General features: G+C 58.5%; 10 protein-coding genes and 1 pseudogene. 4 read left to right on the top strand and 7 right to left on the bottom strand.

Features of this window, described 5'->3' with window-relative positions; translation table 11 throughout:
- Positions 1 to 97: 97 nt before the first annotated feature.
- The 4 genes from AARI_RS01530 to AARI_RS01510 all read right to left on the bottom strand — a co-directional run bounded on the left by AARI_RS01530 (position 98) and on the right by AARI_RS01510 (position 3,453).
- Positions 98 to 475, bottom strand: coding sequence for a hypothetical protein (locus AARI_RS01530; RefSeq protein WP_013347620.1), 378 nt, complete (start codon positions 473 to 475; stop codon positions 98 to 100).
- Between the two features lie 256 nt (positions 476 to 731).
- Positions 732 to 1,640 (bottom strand): reverse transcriptase domain-containing protein, encoded by a 909-nt coding sequence (locus AARI_RS01525; RefSeq protein ID WP_231849423.1) that lies wholly within the window; start codon positions 1,638 to 1,640, stop codon positions 732 to 734.
- Between the two features lie 25 nt (positions 1,641 to 1,665).
- A protein-coding gene (locus AARI_RS01520; RefSeq protein ID WP_076611951.1) for an IS3-like element ISAar37 family transposase occupies positions 1,666 to 2,876 on the bottom strand; the annotation gives its coding sequence in 2 pieces (ribosomal slippage) (positions 1,666 to 2,630 and positions 2,630 to 2,876; 1,212 coding nt in all).
- Positions 2,877 to 2,880: 4 nt separating this feature from the next.
- Positions 2,881 to 3,453, bottom strand: a complete 573-nt coding sequence (locus AARI_RS01510; protein ID WP_231849422.1) for a reverse transcriptase domain-containing protein — start codon at positions 3,451 to 3,453, stop codon at positions 2,881 to 2,883.
- A 355-nt stretch (positions 3,454 to 3,808) separates the two neighbouring features.
- On the opposite strand from AARI_RS01510, the gene AARI_RS01500 reads away from it, so the two are divergent.
- Positions 3,809 to 5,286, top strand: a protein-coding gene (locus AARI_RS01500) for an IS3-like element ISAar44 family transposase (RefSeq protein WP_102598715.1) whose coding sequence is annotated in 2 segments (ribosomal slippage) — positions 3,809 to 4,199 and positions 4,199 to 5,286 — 1,479 coding nt in all. Because the reading frame shifts where the segments join, the coding sequence is not laid out codon by codon here.
- Between the two features lie 323 nt (positions 5,287 to 5,609).
- Here the strand turns inward: AARI_RS01500 and AARI_RS01495 are convergent.
- Positions 5,610 to 7,265: a thiamine pyrophosphate-dependent enzyme gene (locus tag AARI_RS01495; protein ID WP_013347615.1), complete on the bottom strand. Its 1,656-nt coding sequence runs from the start codon at positions 7,263 to 7,265 to the stop codon at positions 5,610 to 5,612.
- A 371-nt stretch (positions 7,266 to 7,636) separates the two neighbouring features.
- Here AARI_RS01495 and AARI_RS20010 point away from each other — a divergent pair.
- Positions 7,637 to 7,936 (top strand): annotated as a pseudogene (locus AARI_RS20010) (sodium:solute symporter); the annotation flags it as partial.
- 118 nt (positions 7,937 to 8,054) lie between these two features.
- Here AARI_RS20010 and AARI_RS01490 read toward each other — a convergent pair.
- The gene (locus AARI_RS01490) at positions 8,055 to 9,344 is read right to left on the bottom strand and encodes an adenylosuccinate synthase (RefSeq protein WP_013347614.1); all 1,290 of its coding nucleotides are present in this window, start codon (positions 9,342 to 9,344) and stop codon (positions 8,055 to 8,057) included.
- A gap of 277 nt (positions 9,345 to 9,621) precedes the next feature.
- Here AARI_RS01490 and AARI_RS01485 point away from each other — a divergent pair, with 277 nt between their 5' ends.
- Complete coding sequence (locus AARI_RS01485; protein WP_231849421.1) at positions 9,622 to 10,404, top strand: MerR family transcriptional regulator; 783 nt, start codon at positions 9,622 to 9,624, stop codon at positions 10,402 to 10,404.
- Here the strand turns inward: AARI_RS01485 and AARI_RS01480 are convergent.
- Positions 10,401 to 11,636 (bottom strand): ROK family protein, encoded by a 1,236-nt coding sequence (locus AARI_RS01480; RefSeq protein ID WP_013347612.1) that lies wholly within the window; start codon positions 11,634 to 11,636, stop codon positions 10,401 to 10,403. The two genes, AARI_RS01485 and AARI_RS01480, sit on opposite strands and share 4 nt — an antisense overlap.
- Before the next feature lie 131 nt (positions 11,637 to 11,767).
- On the opposite strand from AARI_RS01480, the gene xylA reads away from it, so the two are divergent.
- Entirely contained in the window at positions 11,768 to 12,955 is a 1,188-nt protein-coding gene (xylA, locus tag AARI_RS01475) for a xylose isomerase (protein ID WP_013347611.1), read from the top strand.
- Positions 12,956 to 12,965 lie beyond the last annotated feature (10 nt).

The following is a 12,965-nucleotide window of genomic DNA, read 5'->3' as shown; positions in this document are numbered from 1 at the left end:
CCCCGGACCCAATTGGAATAGCTGCCAGCGGTTTGGAATGGCAAAACCGGCACCAAGCAGTTGGTCTGCTTGATGCCGGCTCTAGTAATACTGGGGTTTACCAGTCTTCGTCTACGTCGTCGACATCTGCTTCGGAGATACCGAGTTCAGGTTCATTCTCAAGATCGAACTTGTACCAGGCCTCGGTGAAGTCGGCCATTGCATCCAACGCATCCTGCGCGTCGGAATCCAGAACCTCCATCGCCTCAGGGTTGTTGAGCACCGCGGTCACTGCCAGAAACGGGTGATTATCAAAGTAATCGGTTGGGGTGGCATCCGCATTGAAGGTCAGGTCCTCGCTCTGCGAGAAAAGATCGACGTACTGGGCCATCGCGTCTGGCAAGCGGCTCAGGTTGATGCCGGTCAGGGACTCATTGTAGATTTCAGCAGTTGCGTCGGCCCACTGCTCAATGAGCTCTTCGCTCATCTGTGCCATCAGATTATCCACCTCGTGTTGGGGTTCTAGTGCTCACGGGATTCGGTAGCAATTCATCTTATTTCTTCAACGAGCGCCTGCCAAGACAGAACGGCCCAAAGGGTTGTGATCTTTAAAGTTGGGAAACTGCCATGCTGGAAATCCCGTTCATGCTATGAAGCTCCCACGCGCCAGAACACATCGAGTAGGCGGGGGTGTCTAGCCCCCGCCTCTCACACCACCGGACATGCGGGCCCGCATCCGGCGGTTCACCAAGTCACTGAAAACGATCCCAAGCACGGCGAAAGAACAGCACACCCAACTCCTCCCAATAAGAAGTTGGCAAGGCACGATGAAGAATCGGGGACTTCGCCACACGCCAATACGCACGTGAACTGTTTCCCCACTGGTAAGCCTTATCCTTGACAATCCCCAGACGGCGAAGATTCGCCACCCGAGTACGAGGACGCTTCCATTCAACCCAACGGATCTGACGCAACCGACGTCTAAACCATTGATCGAGTGTGGCAAATTTATCCGCCGTCATCGACAACCGGAAATAACCCATCCAACCCCGAACAAAACGATTCAACTGCTCGATACGGTACTCCATCGACACACTCCACCGCCGAGAAGTCAACCTCCGAATCCGCTCCTTCATGCGTATCCACGCCTTCGGAGCAACCCTGATCCTGACCTTCGAACCTTTGACGAAGTAGAAACCAAAACCCAGCAACGTTGCAACACTCGCCGGATTGATCACTGATTTCTGCCGATTAACCTTCAACTTCAGGCGCTGTTCAAGGACTTTCGTCGCCTGATCCAACACCCGTTCGGCAGCACGTTTCGACTTCACAAAAATTCTGATGTCATCGGCATACCGCACAAAACGGTGATCCCTCGACCAGAACTCCTGATCAAAATCATCCAACATGATGTTCGAGAGCAACGGCGATAAAGGCGACCCCTGCGGGGTACCCTCCGCCGTTTCCCGACGAACACCCTGCGCCATGATCCCAGCCGTCAAATACTTCCGAACAAGCTTCAGAACCCGCTTGTCTTTCACCTTCCGCGCAATCCTGGACATCAGCACGTCATGGTTCACCCGATCAAAGAATGCATCCAGATCAACCTCCACAACCCACCGATACCCCTGCTCAATGAGCTGGTCAAGTTTCTGAGACACGAACTTTGATTTTTTCTTATTAAACTCAGGCCGCGAGAGCCAAAGAATTCTGCTCCCAATACCAGTCGAGCAACATCTGAGGACTCAACCCGCCATTAGTCGTATGCGGACGCTTCCTGTTGTACCAAATCTCAATGAACTCCATAACCGCGGTACGCGCCGCAACCCGGCTCGTAAACGCCCGATGATGGTACATCTCGTTCTTGATCGTCGAGAACGCCGACTCAGCAACGGCATTGTCCCAACACACTCCGGTACGGCCCATTGACTGCCGCACACCATTCTCAGAGCACCACGCTTGAAATGCATCTGACGTGTACTGAGTTCCGCGGTCTGAATGAAAAACAGTCCCAGCGCTGATGAAACCACGCGACATCGCGAGCTGCATCGCATCGATAACCAGTTGCGTTTGCATGTTCGCACCCATTGACCACCCAACGATCTGACGTGAATACAAGTCGATCACCGTCGCCAGATACAGCCACCCTTCACCGGTTCGCAAGTAGGTAATATCGCCCACCAACTTGGTTCCAGGTCGGGACGAACGAAAATCACGGCGGCCGAGCTTATCGACCATGTGATTCTTGATATGAGCGGTCCTGGCTTGCTGGTCATGCACCGTGGTGACTTTGAAAGCACTCACTCGTTTAGCCTTGAGCCCGTGCTCGTTCATGATCGACAGCACCGTGGATTTCGGCACGTACTGCTTGTGGTTGTTGCGAATCAAATCCACTAATTGGCCGGCACCGGCCACCCCGTTGGAAGCCTCGTACTCGGTCAGGACCAGAACGGTGCGCATAGCCCGCAGGGCCTTGGCTTCGCTGAGCTCAGTGGACGGGTTCAACCACCGGTAATACGAAGCGCGCGAGACCTCTAGCTGCTGGCACATCCAGTTCACCGGATACTTCGCGCTGTGTTCCATGATGAATCGGAAGATCGCGCTTATTTCTTGCCCTTCGAGGCGAAATAGGCGCTGACATCTTTTAAAAATTCGTTCTCCCGTTTCACCTCCGCCAATTCCCGGCGCAGCTTCTCGTGCTGGGCCCATTCCACCGGTCCGCGTTCCTCGGTTTCGGTCTCTGGATGCTCGGTTCGGTAGGCGCGAACCCAGTTCCCAAGGGTGCCTTCGTTGATTCCCAGTGATTCTGAAACCTCGACCAGGCTTTTTCCTGAGGAAAGCACCAGTTCCACCGCTTCTGCACGGAATTCCGGGGTGAATTTCTGACGTTTGGACATGAACTCATTCTCCTACATACGCGTGTCTCACAACATCATGACAGCTCACAATAACCTTACGAGCCATCGAAGCAGCGTCATGGGCGCTTTTGCCCGGCCGAAATCCATAAGACATCGGTGCGAACCCCTCATCGAAAATCGGGGAAAGCACTTGCGCGAGAGCCTGCTGAATCAACCGATCCAACACAGACGGAACACCCAGCATCCGTTCCCCACCATCAGGCTTCGGAATCATCACCTGACGCACCGGCAACGGCGCATACGTTCCAGCATCAAGCGACTTCCGAGTCTCGATCCAATGCTCACGGCACCAATCACGCAATTCATGCGCTTCAAGCCCATCAACACCAGCAGAACCCTTATTCCGCTCAACACGTTTCAATGCAATCAACAAATTACCTCGCGAGAACACTTGCTCCCACAGATCAACTTGTTGATCCCTGATGTCTTTCCCATCAGCCGCCGGCTCAACGCTACACGCAAGAAAATACTCTCCCGGATTCACCGGTACCATCCCCTCTCTGCCCCACCACGTCCGTGGGTTTTCTGCGATAATCACGTGAGCACGAGAACTCATGCTTCAGTCCATCAATTCCCAGCGTTCAGCCCTTCCCTGCCTCCCTCATCAACCACAATGGGTCTCAGGCAAACGATCAGGTTCCTCACCCGACGCGATTCCTAGGCAGGTACTATAACCTCTGCTGACTTCTGCCCCATCAGTTACTGACCTCGCGGCCAGAACCGCCCCACTCAGTCAGAAGACAGGTGGTGCACTAGGACAGACCTCCCCAGATAAGAGCATTCACTTTCTCCCTGCGCCCGCCACATATACACATCTGCCGTTTCCCTGTCTGTCAGGCTGGAGTGAGACCACTGATTCATAGCAAGTAAACCTCCCCTCAGACAGGGCGAGAACAGGTACAACCGCCATCATGAGCATCGATTCCATCCACCCCACCCCGGGGAACATGCCGGAGAATGGAACTATGGACTCCATCGATTCGCGCCCAGAACAGCCCCGCCGCAGGAGCATCAGCCCAGCCCAGAAACTGGCTTACCTCGACGGCTACGAACAAGCGATCCAAACCGGCGAGGGCCGAGGCTACCTGCGCGCCAACGCCTTGTATTCCTCGCAGATCGTTGAATGGCGCAGGCTACGCGACGCCGGAGTCCTCGGAGATTCAACCAGCAACAGCTTCCCGGCCCGGTCCAGTAGCCGGCTGAGCAAGGAACAAGCGGAAATCGCCCGACTGAAAAAGCAGCTAGCTGCCAACGAGCAGAAGCTTGCAACCACCCAAACCGCGTTGGAGATCATGGGAAAAGCACACGCGCTCTTGGAACAAATCTCGAAGAGCGCGGATTCCAAATAGCAGCCCAGGACCTCCTGTCCCACGTTTATGAACAACTGGTCACCGGCGGGGTATCAACACGTCAGGCCAGCTCGCTGGCCGGGGTCAGTAGGGCGACGATGAACCGCCGCCAAAACGCTGCCCGCGCAGGGCGAGCACTGCGGGCTACCGCTCCTCGCCCGGCACCAGCGAACAAGCTCACCGCGCAGGAAGAAACCACGATTCTGGCAACGCTGAACAGCGAACGGTTCGTGGACCAAGCCCCAGAGCAGATCCACGCCACGCTGCTGTCTGAAGGGACATATCTGTGCTCGGTATCGAGCATGTATCGGTTGCTGCGGAGGGCGAAGCAAGTGGCTGAACGCCGTCGACAGGCCCGTCATCCAGCACGAAAGGTCCCCGAGCTGGTCGCGGATCAGCCTGGAGAGGTGTTCACTTGGGATATCACTAAGCTGGCCGGCCCGACGAAGGGCGTGTATTTCGACGCGTACGTGATGATTGATATCTATTCGCGCTATATCATCGGTTGCCAGGTCCATACTCGTGAATCCGGGGAGCTGGCGCGTGATTTCATTGCCGGGGTGTTCGCCAAAGCCCAGGTGCCGAAAGTTGTGCATGCCGACCGCGGCACCTCGATGACCTCGAAACCCGTGGCGGCTTTGTTGGCGGACTTGGACGTGCTCAAATCGCATTCGCGGCCGAAGGTCAGCAATGACAACCCGTTCAGTGAGGCGTGGTTCAAGACCTTGAAGTATCTTCCGACATTCCCGCAGCGGTTTGGATCACTTGTTGATGCCCGGGCTTTCATGGACCGGTTTGTTCAGTCGTATAACGGGCACCATCGCCATTCGGGGATTGGGTTCCATACGCCTGCTGATGTTCATTTCGGGATGACTGGGCATGTTGATGACCAGAGGTTGGCTGCATTGCAGAGGGCTTGGGATGAGCATCCTGAGCGTTTTGGGCGGCGCAGGTTGCCGAAGAAGCTTCAGATGCCCGAAGCGGCGTGGATCAATGAGCCGGTGAAGCGGTTGGAAGGACAAGAAATGCAAGCTGGTTAACACTCATTGGTCTCACTTGACTTGAAAATTTCCGTTTCGATGGAGCGGGCTTCACCATCTTGCGCTGGCTTACCCCGACAGACATGCCTCACATGTGATTCGTGTTCCTCAGTGCAGAGGTTTGCCTCCGGCTTCCTTCCCACCCCACCTCGCGGTGACGCAGTTGCCTTCAGCTAGGCCTTAAACCATCTTCCCGGCCAGAGGACTTTCACCTCCAAGTAAATGCCCATGCTGGGCGTACGCAAAAATCAGTGAGCGCCCCGAAGGGCGCCCACTGATTTCATCACGCGGTCGAGGTTCCCAGTCCGCGTCATTTACAGGCCTTAGTAAGCCTTGACGCCCTGCTCTACCACGAGGTGGATCAACGCGAATTTCTTGTCTTCGTCGATTGCCTTCAGCGCATTTTCCAGCGCGGCGGGGACATCGGCATCCTTCTCGACGCGGACACCGAAACCACCGAAGGACTGTGCCATCAGCGCGAAGTCGGGGTTAGCCAGCTGGGTACCGGATACGCGTTCCGGGTACTGGCGTTCCTGATGGGTGCGAATGGTGCCGTACTGCTGGTTGTCCATGACGATCACCAGCGGTGTGGCTCCGTACTGCGCAGCGGTAGCCAGCTCCTGGCCGTTCATCAAGAATTCGCCGTCACCTGCGATGGTGACGACGCGGCGCTGCGGGTAGTTCAGCGACGCGGCAACTGCCGAAGGAATCGAGTAGCCCATGGAACCGTTACGCGCCGAGAGCATCGAAGCGTAGCCGTTGGTTGGGAAATAGCGGTGGGCCCAGTTGGTGTGCTCGCCAGCGCCAAAGGTCACCAAAGCATCTTCGGGCAAGGAGTTGACCAGGTTCGCCATCATGGTTGCCATCTTCGCCTGCCCGTCGGAAGGCTGAGCCGGAGGAAGTTCAGCAAATTTCTCCTGCTCTGCGCGCATCCGGGAAGTCCACTCCTTCCAGGAATCCTTGACCGGCATATCCATCAGCAGCAAGTCGCGGACGAACACATCCGGCTTTGCAACAATCTGATGCGATACCGGGCCGGAGCGTCCACGCAGCGACGGGTCGATAGTGACCAGGAAGTTTTTCTTGTCCCAGTTCTGCCTGACGTTGAAGCCATCGGTGATGACGTCACCGGGAACGGTGCCAACGAAGATCAGCAGATCGGTTTCTTCCAACAGATCGTAGGTTGGCTTGGGGCGGCCGTAGCCGATTGGGCCAACGTAGGATGGGGAGTTGAAAGGCACTGTGCCCTCGCAACGCCATTCTGCGGCGGCCGGCAGGTCATGCTCTTCGAGCCAGCGGGTGAAATCCGCAGCACCTTCATGAGACCAGTCATTGCCACCGAAAATGAACAGCGGCTTATCTGCTTCCTGCAAGGCAGCATTCAGTGCCTTCCAGTCCGTAACGGTCATGCCGCCGGTAGCCACCGGGATTTCCGGATGGACTTCGGCGGGAACTTCGTTGCGGATGATGTCTTCTGGCAATCCGACAACCACGGGGCCCGGACGGCCGGACATGGCAGCGAACATTGCCTCGGCGACAACTTCACTGGCTCGATCAGCGTGGTCCAGGATCATGACGCGCTTGGCACCGGTACCGAACCATGCCTTGGGATCGAATTCCTGGAAGGCCTCTTTTTCGCGGTGCTCAAATGGAATCAACCCCACGAAAAGCACCAAGGGGGTCGAGTCCTGCCAAGCTGTATGCAAACCGACATGGGCGTTGGCCGCTCCCGGCCCACGGGTCACCATGGCAATGCCGGGACGCTGATGCATCTTGCCTTCAGCTTCAGCCATGTAGGTGGCACCGCCTTCATGGCGGCAAACCACAGTCTCGATTGGCGAATTATGCAGTCCATCCAGGACATCCAGGTAGCTTTCGCCCGGCACTACGTAGGCGCGTTCCACGCCGTGCGCAGCAAGCGTGTCGACAATGACATGTCCGGCCGACTTCTTTGTCAGACCCTGACCATTTTCACTCATTTTTTAGGCGTCTTTCTTGGTTCGAAAAATCGTCAGACGCAACAGCGAGGAAAGTGGCCCGTTTGGCCGGTGATGCATCGTTGCGTCATCGTGAAACAGTACTAAACAAGGACGGATTGCACACATTGACGGGCGAATACTACGCAAATGTGACTTCATGTAGGCGATTAATCATATTTGAGAACAAAATGTCCAGAAATTTCCATCAAATAAGACAGTATGGTTCGTCACATATCGACCCCGCCGGCACTCCAGGGAGCGCAAAGCTGAACACTCATTGATCACTCCCCCCCCCCAACACTAGTGGCCTTTTGAGCAACAAAAGTTTACTTACAGTAAGTATTCTTTGATAACTGAACAACGAGGTTTCCATGGAATTCATCAATGGCGCGATTGTCGCCATCTATCTTGCGGCCATGCTGGCCTTTGGCTGGTGGGGCAAGTCCCGAACCAAAAACAGCAGCGACTATCTAGTCGCCGGCCGTCGCCTCGGGCCTTTCCTGTATACCGGAACCATGGCTGCAGTCGTGCTCGGCGGAGCCTCCACCGTTGGCGGCGTAGGCCTGGGATACAAATGGGGCATCTCAGGCATGTGGCTCGTCGTCGCCATAGGCGCCGGAGTCATTCTCCTTTCGGTCTTCTTCGCGCCAACCCTGCAGAAGCTCAAGGTAGGAATTCCGTTTGACGTGACAGACGCTGGTGGCCGACTCGTCTCAGGACCGTGCGCACGAAAAGGAGCCGCCGCAATTCATCAGTTGATGAACTGCGGCGGCTCCTCGAATCTGGAAACTAGTTCTGGATCAGATCGTGGCGCACGATGGTCTGATCGCGGTCCGGACCCACGCCAATGGCGGAGATGCGGGTGCCGGAGATCTTCTCCAGGGCCAGGATGTAGTTCCGGGCGTTCTCCGGAAGATCTTCCATGGTCTGCGCGCCAGAGATGTCCTCGGTCCAGCCCGGGAAGTACTCGAAGATCGGCTTCGCGTGGTGGAAGTCGGTCTGCGTCATCGGCATTTCGTCATGGCGGACACCGTCGACGTCGTAGGCCACGCACACTGGGATCTGCTCGATATTGGTGAGCACGTCCAGCTTGGTCACGAAGTAGTCGGTGAAGCCGTTCACGCGCGAAGCGTGGCGAGCCAGAACGGCGTCGTACCAGCCGCAACGACGTGGGCGGCCGGTGTTCACGCCGAATTCGCCACCGGTCTTCTGCAGGTACAGGCCCATGTCATCGAAGAGCTCGGTCGGGAACGGACCGGCACCCACACGGGTGGTGTAGGCCTTGATGATGCCGATGGAGCGGGTGATGCGGGTCGGGCCGATGCCAGAGCCCACCGACGCGCCGCCAGCGGTTGGGTTTGAGGAGGTCACGAACGGGTAGGTACCGTGGTCCACGTCCAGGAAGGTGGCCTGGCCGCCTTCCATCAGCACGACCTTGCCCTCGTCCAGAGCCTTGTTCAGCTCGTAGGTGGAGTCGATGACCAGCGGACGCAGACGCTCGGCGTAGGACAGGAAGTACGAAACGATTTCCTCGACCTCGACGCTGCGGCGGTTGTAGATCTTGACCAGCAGCTCGTTCTTCTGGCGCAGGGCGCCTTCGACCTTCTGGCGCAGGATCGATTCGTCGAAGACGTCCTGCACGCGGATGCCCAAACGTCCGACCTTGTCCATGTAGGCCGGGCCGATGCCGCGACCGGTGGTGCCGATGGCACGCTTGCCCAGGAAGCGTTCGGTGACCTTGTCCATGGTCTGGTGGTATGGAGCCACCAGGTGGGCGTTGGCCGAAACACGCAGCTTCGAGGTGTCGGCGCCGCGCGATTCCAGGCCGTCGATCTCTTCGAAGAGGGCTTCAAGGTTCACCACACAGCCATTGCCGATGATCGGAGTGGCGTTCGGCGAAAGGATGCCGGCTGGAAGGAGCTTGAGCTCGTACTTCTCGCCGCCGACGACTACGGTGTGCCCGGCATTGTTGCCGCCGTTTGGCTTCACTACATAGTCAACCTTGCCACCGAGCAGGTCGGTAGCCTTTCCTTTGCCTTCATCGCCCCATTGGGCTCCGACGATCACGATTGCTGGCATGGGATCCTCCCCCTTGCTTAAAGCAGTGGTTTCAGCGTGCTTAGCGCTGTCCCGGCACGGTGCCGGGCAAAAAATATGCCCCTGTCCTGCTCACTGAACCCGAAGGTTCGTTGCAAGAGTTAGGGGCTCTTACGACCAAAGTTTACCGAAACGATTAGCGAATCTCGAGCTGTGCGTCACGGAGTCGAGGTTAATCATGGATATTCACGCTATTCTCACTCAGACTTGACCCTGACACAGTGTGAGGGCGGAGAATTGAAGAATGTTATCCATCGGGATGTTTGCACAGATCGGCCAGGTTACCCACCGCATGCTGCGGCACTGGGATACTGCCGGCCTGCTGCGCCCTGCCCAGGTGGACCCGTCCAGCGGCTATCGCTCCTATGACCCCTCCCAGCTGCAGCGCTTGCATCAGATTGTTGCCCTGCGCGATCTGGGATTCGGGCTCGAAGAGATTTCCTTGATCCTGGATCGGGGCGCAACTGCAAGAAAAATAGCCGAACTGCTGCACATCCGCCAGGCGCAGGTTGCGGCCGAGCACCAGCTTGCCACGCAGCGCTTGGCCGACGTGCAGCGGCGTCTGCAACTGATCTCCAAGGAGAACCTCATGTCGCACATTGAAATCATCCACAAGCCACTGCCCGCGGTGCGCTTGGCGGCCGGACGCTTCACGGTGGCCGAGCAGCCTGAAATCGCCGGTCGCATCGGCCCGCTCTTCGACAGAATCGCGCAATCCCTTCAGGGCCAAAGCCTTGCTACGCCCATCGCGCAATACAACGGCACCGAGGATGGAGTGGAGGTCATTGCCGGATACGCCACGAGCGCCCAAAGCCTGGCCGATGTCGAGATCATCGTGCTTCCCGCGGTGCCCGAAGCCATCTGCGGAGTGCACCTTGGCTCAATGGACTCCATCCATGAAAGCTGGCAGGCCGTGCACGAAGAAGTCCTCGCCCGTGGTTTGTTACCTACCGGTCCGTGCCGCGAAGTCTATGTGCGGGCCCTTTCAGAAGACCAGGCAGACTGGGTGACCGAACTTCAGCAGCCGGTAGGCACCCCCTAGCCCACCAGCTGGTGCGGAGCCTCCAGCAGGTCTCCCACCACGCTGCGCGCAGCACCGACCAGGGCACCGGTTTGGCCCAGCGGCGAGCACAGCAAGCGCGCCTGGCCGGCGATGCTCGGCGCGTGCGCTTTCAGGCTGGCTTCCATCGCTGGGCGCAGCCACTGCTCCAGGGCCGCGAAGTGGCCGCCGAAGACCACGGTGGAAACGTTGTACAGGCGCAGGGCCGAGGCCACGGCGATCCCCAGGGATTTTCCAGCCTCGGCTACCGCGCTGACTGCCGGTTCGGTGCCGGTTTCCAGTGCCTGGTACAGCTGGCTGATCCGCTGTTGGCGCGAGGCGCCATCGGCGACCGCGCCGAGGTTCGCAGCGGCAAGAATGGCGTCCTGCCCGGCAATGGTTTCCAAGCAGCCGCGCCCGCCGCAGCTGCATTTCTTGCCATCGGGGGCGATCACGACATGGCCGAGTTCGCCGGCATGCCCCTGGGGTCCGACAAAGAGTTCAGCGTCGATAATCAATCCGCCGCCAATGCCCACTTCCCCCGAGACAAAGAGGAAGTCACGCTCTTGGGCATCCATCAATTGCTGTTGGGCCAGCGCCGAGGCGTTGGCTTCATTAAAGAGCCTGAAGCGGGTTTTGGGTTCGGGCAGCAGCGCTGCCACATCGAGGTCCTGCTCCACCCAACCAAGGTTCGGTGCCTGCAGCACGGTGAAGGACTCGTCGTCGACCAAACCGGGGACTGCTAATCCGCCGCCGAGAATCATCAGGCCTTGGGCCGCGGCGGCATCTTGGAGCCTTCGGCTCAGCTCCCCCAGGGCAGCGAGCACTTCTTTGGCTGCCGAGCGGTGGTCGGCGTGCGGCTGGATTTCATGGGCCAGCAGCTTGCCGGAAAGGTCAACCAGCCCGGCGGCGATGTAGTCGACGTTGACTTCCATGCCCATCACTACGCGCGCGGGGTTCAAGATGAGCCCTACTGCCGGCCGCCCGCGCTCCCCATCGCGGTGCACGCCGATTTCGATGACAAGTCCGGCGGCCAGCAGGTCGGCGACCAGGCTGGAGACCGAGGCCTTGGTGAGCTGGCTGAGCCCGGCGATATCGGCACGCGATAACCGCTGGTCATTCCCGGAGGCGGCAATCACCGACAGCACCCGGGCCAGGTTGGCTTTGCGCACATCCCCGACGTTGCCCGGGGCCGAAGACGTTGCGGCTCGGGCGGTCGACGCTGCTTGGCGCATGCCTTCTCCTCGTGGAAATTCTTGGAATGGTTTTGCGGGTTTCACTATTGACTCTAGCGCATCAGCACCCATATAGTTCAGGACATAAACTAAATGGCGTTTGCCGCCCCAACGATCCAAGGATGCATCTCATGACTCTTCAGCCAACCTCCGCCGACCGCTTCACTTTCGGCCTGTGGACCGTGGGATGGACCGGTGCCGATCCATTCGGCGTCGCAACCCGCAAGAACCTGGATCCAGTGGAAGCTGTCCACAAGCTCGCTGAGCTGGGCGCCTACGGCATCACCTTCCACGACAATGACCTGATTCCTTTTGACGCCACCGCGTCCCAGCGCGAGCAGATCCTGGCAGACTTCCGCGCAGCCCTCAAGGAAACGGGCCTGAAAGTCCCAATGGTGACCACCAACCTGTTCAGCCACCCGGTTTTCAAGGACGGCGGCTTCACCTCCAACGACCGTTCGATCCGCCGCTTCGCACTGTCCAAGGTGCTGCACAACATCGATCTGGCTGCGCAGATGGGTGCCGAAACCTTCGTCATGTGGGGCGGCCGCGAAGGCGCCGAGTACGACGGCTCCAAGGATCTGGCAGCAGCGCTGAACCGCATGCGCGAAGGCGTGGACACCGCAGCCGGCTACATCAAGGACAAGGGCTACAACCTGCGCATCGCGCTGGAGCCAAAGCCGAACGAACCACGCGGCGACATCTTCCTGCCCACCGTGGGCCACGGCCTGGCCTTCATCGAGCAGCTGGAACACGGCGACATCGTTGGCCTGAACCCTGAAACCGGCCACGAGCAGATGGCTGGCCTGAACTTCACCCACGGCATCGCCCAGGCACTGTGGGCAGGCAAGCTGTTCCACATCGACCTCAACGGCCAGCGCGGCATCAAGTATGATCAGGACCTGGTCTTCGGCCACGGCGACCTGACCAGCGCATTCTTCACCGTTGACCTGCTGGAAAACGGCTTCCCAACCGGCGGCCCGAAGTACGACGGCCCACGCCACTTCGACTACAAGCCTTCGCGCACCGACGGCTACGACGGTGTTTGGGACTCGGCCAAGGCCAACATGTCCATGTACCTGATGCTCAAGGAACGCGCACAGGCCTTCCGCGCAGACCCAGAGGTCCAGGAAGCCATGAAGCTCTCGGGCGTCTTCGAACTGGGCGAAAGCACCCTGGACGAGGGCGAAACCGCAGCGCAGCTGATGAACGATGCCGCCAGCTTCGCCGACTTCGACGCCAACGCCGCGGCGCAGCGCAACTTCGCGTTCATCCGCCTGAACCAGCTGGCTATCGAGCACCTGCTCAACGCCCGCTAAACCGCTACGC

Source organism: Glutamicibacter arilaitensis Re117, assembly GCF_000197735.1.
In the GTDB taxonomy this organism is placed as follows: domain Bacteria; phylum Actinomycetota; class Actinomycetes; order Actinomycetales; family Micrococcaceae; genus Glutamicibacter; species Glutamicibacter arilaitensis.
The sequence above is the reverse complement of the archived record's forward strand: the minus strand, read 5'-3'. Positions and strand labels throughout refer to the sequence as shown.

Coding starts and splice junctions, on each gene's coding strand:
- AARI_RS01490 (WP_013347614.1), bottom strand. CDS start 9,344: ATGCCAGCAATCGTGATCGTCGGAGCCCAATGGGGCGATGAAGGCAAA.
- AARI_RS01495 (WP_013347615.1), bottom strand. CDS start 7,265: ATGAGTGAAAATGGTCAGGGTCTGACAAAGAAGTCGGCCGGACATGTC.
- xylA (WP_013347611.1), top strand. CDS start 11,768: ATGACTCTTCAGCCAACCTCCGCCGACCGCTTCACTTTCGGCCTGTGG.
- AARI_RS01480 (WP_013347612.1), bottom strand. CDS start 11,636: ATGCGCCAAGCAGCGTCGACCGCCCGAGCCGCAACGTCTTCGGCCCCG.
- AARI_RS01510 (WP_231849422.1), bottom strand. CDS start 3,453: ATGAGTTCTCGTGCTCACGTGATTATCGCAGAAAACCCACGGACGTGG.
- AARI_RS01485 (WP_231849421.1), top strand. CDS start 9,622: ATGTTTGCACAGATCGGCCAGGTTACCCACCGCATGCTGCGGCACTGG.
- AARI_RS01530 (WP_013347620.1), bottom strand. CDS start 475: ATGGCACAGATGAGCGAAGAGCTCATTGAGCAGTGGGCCGACGCAACT.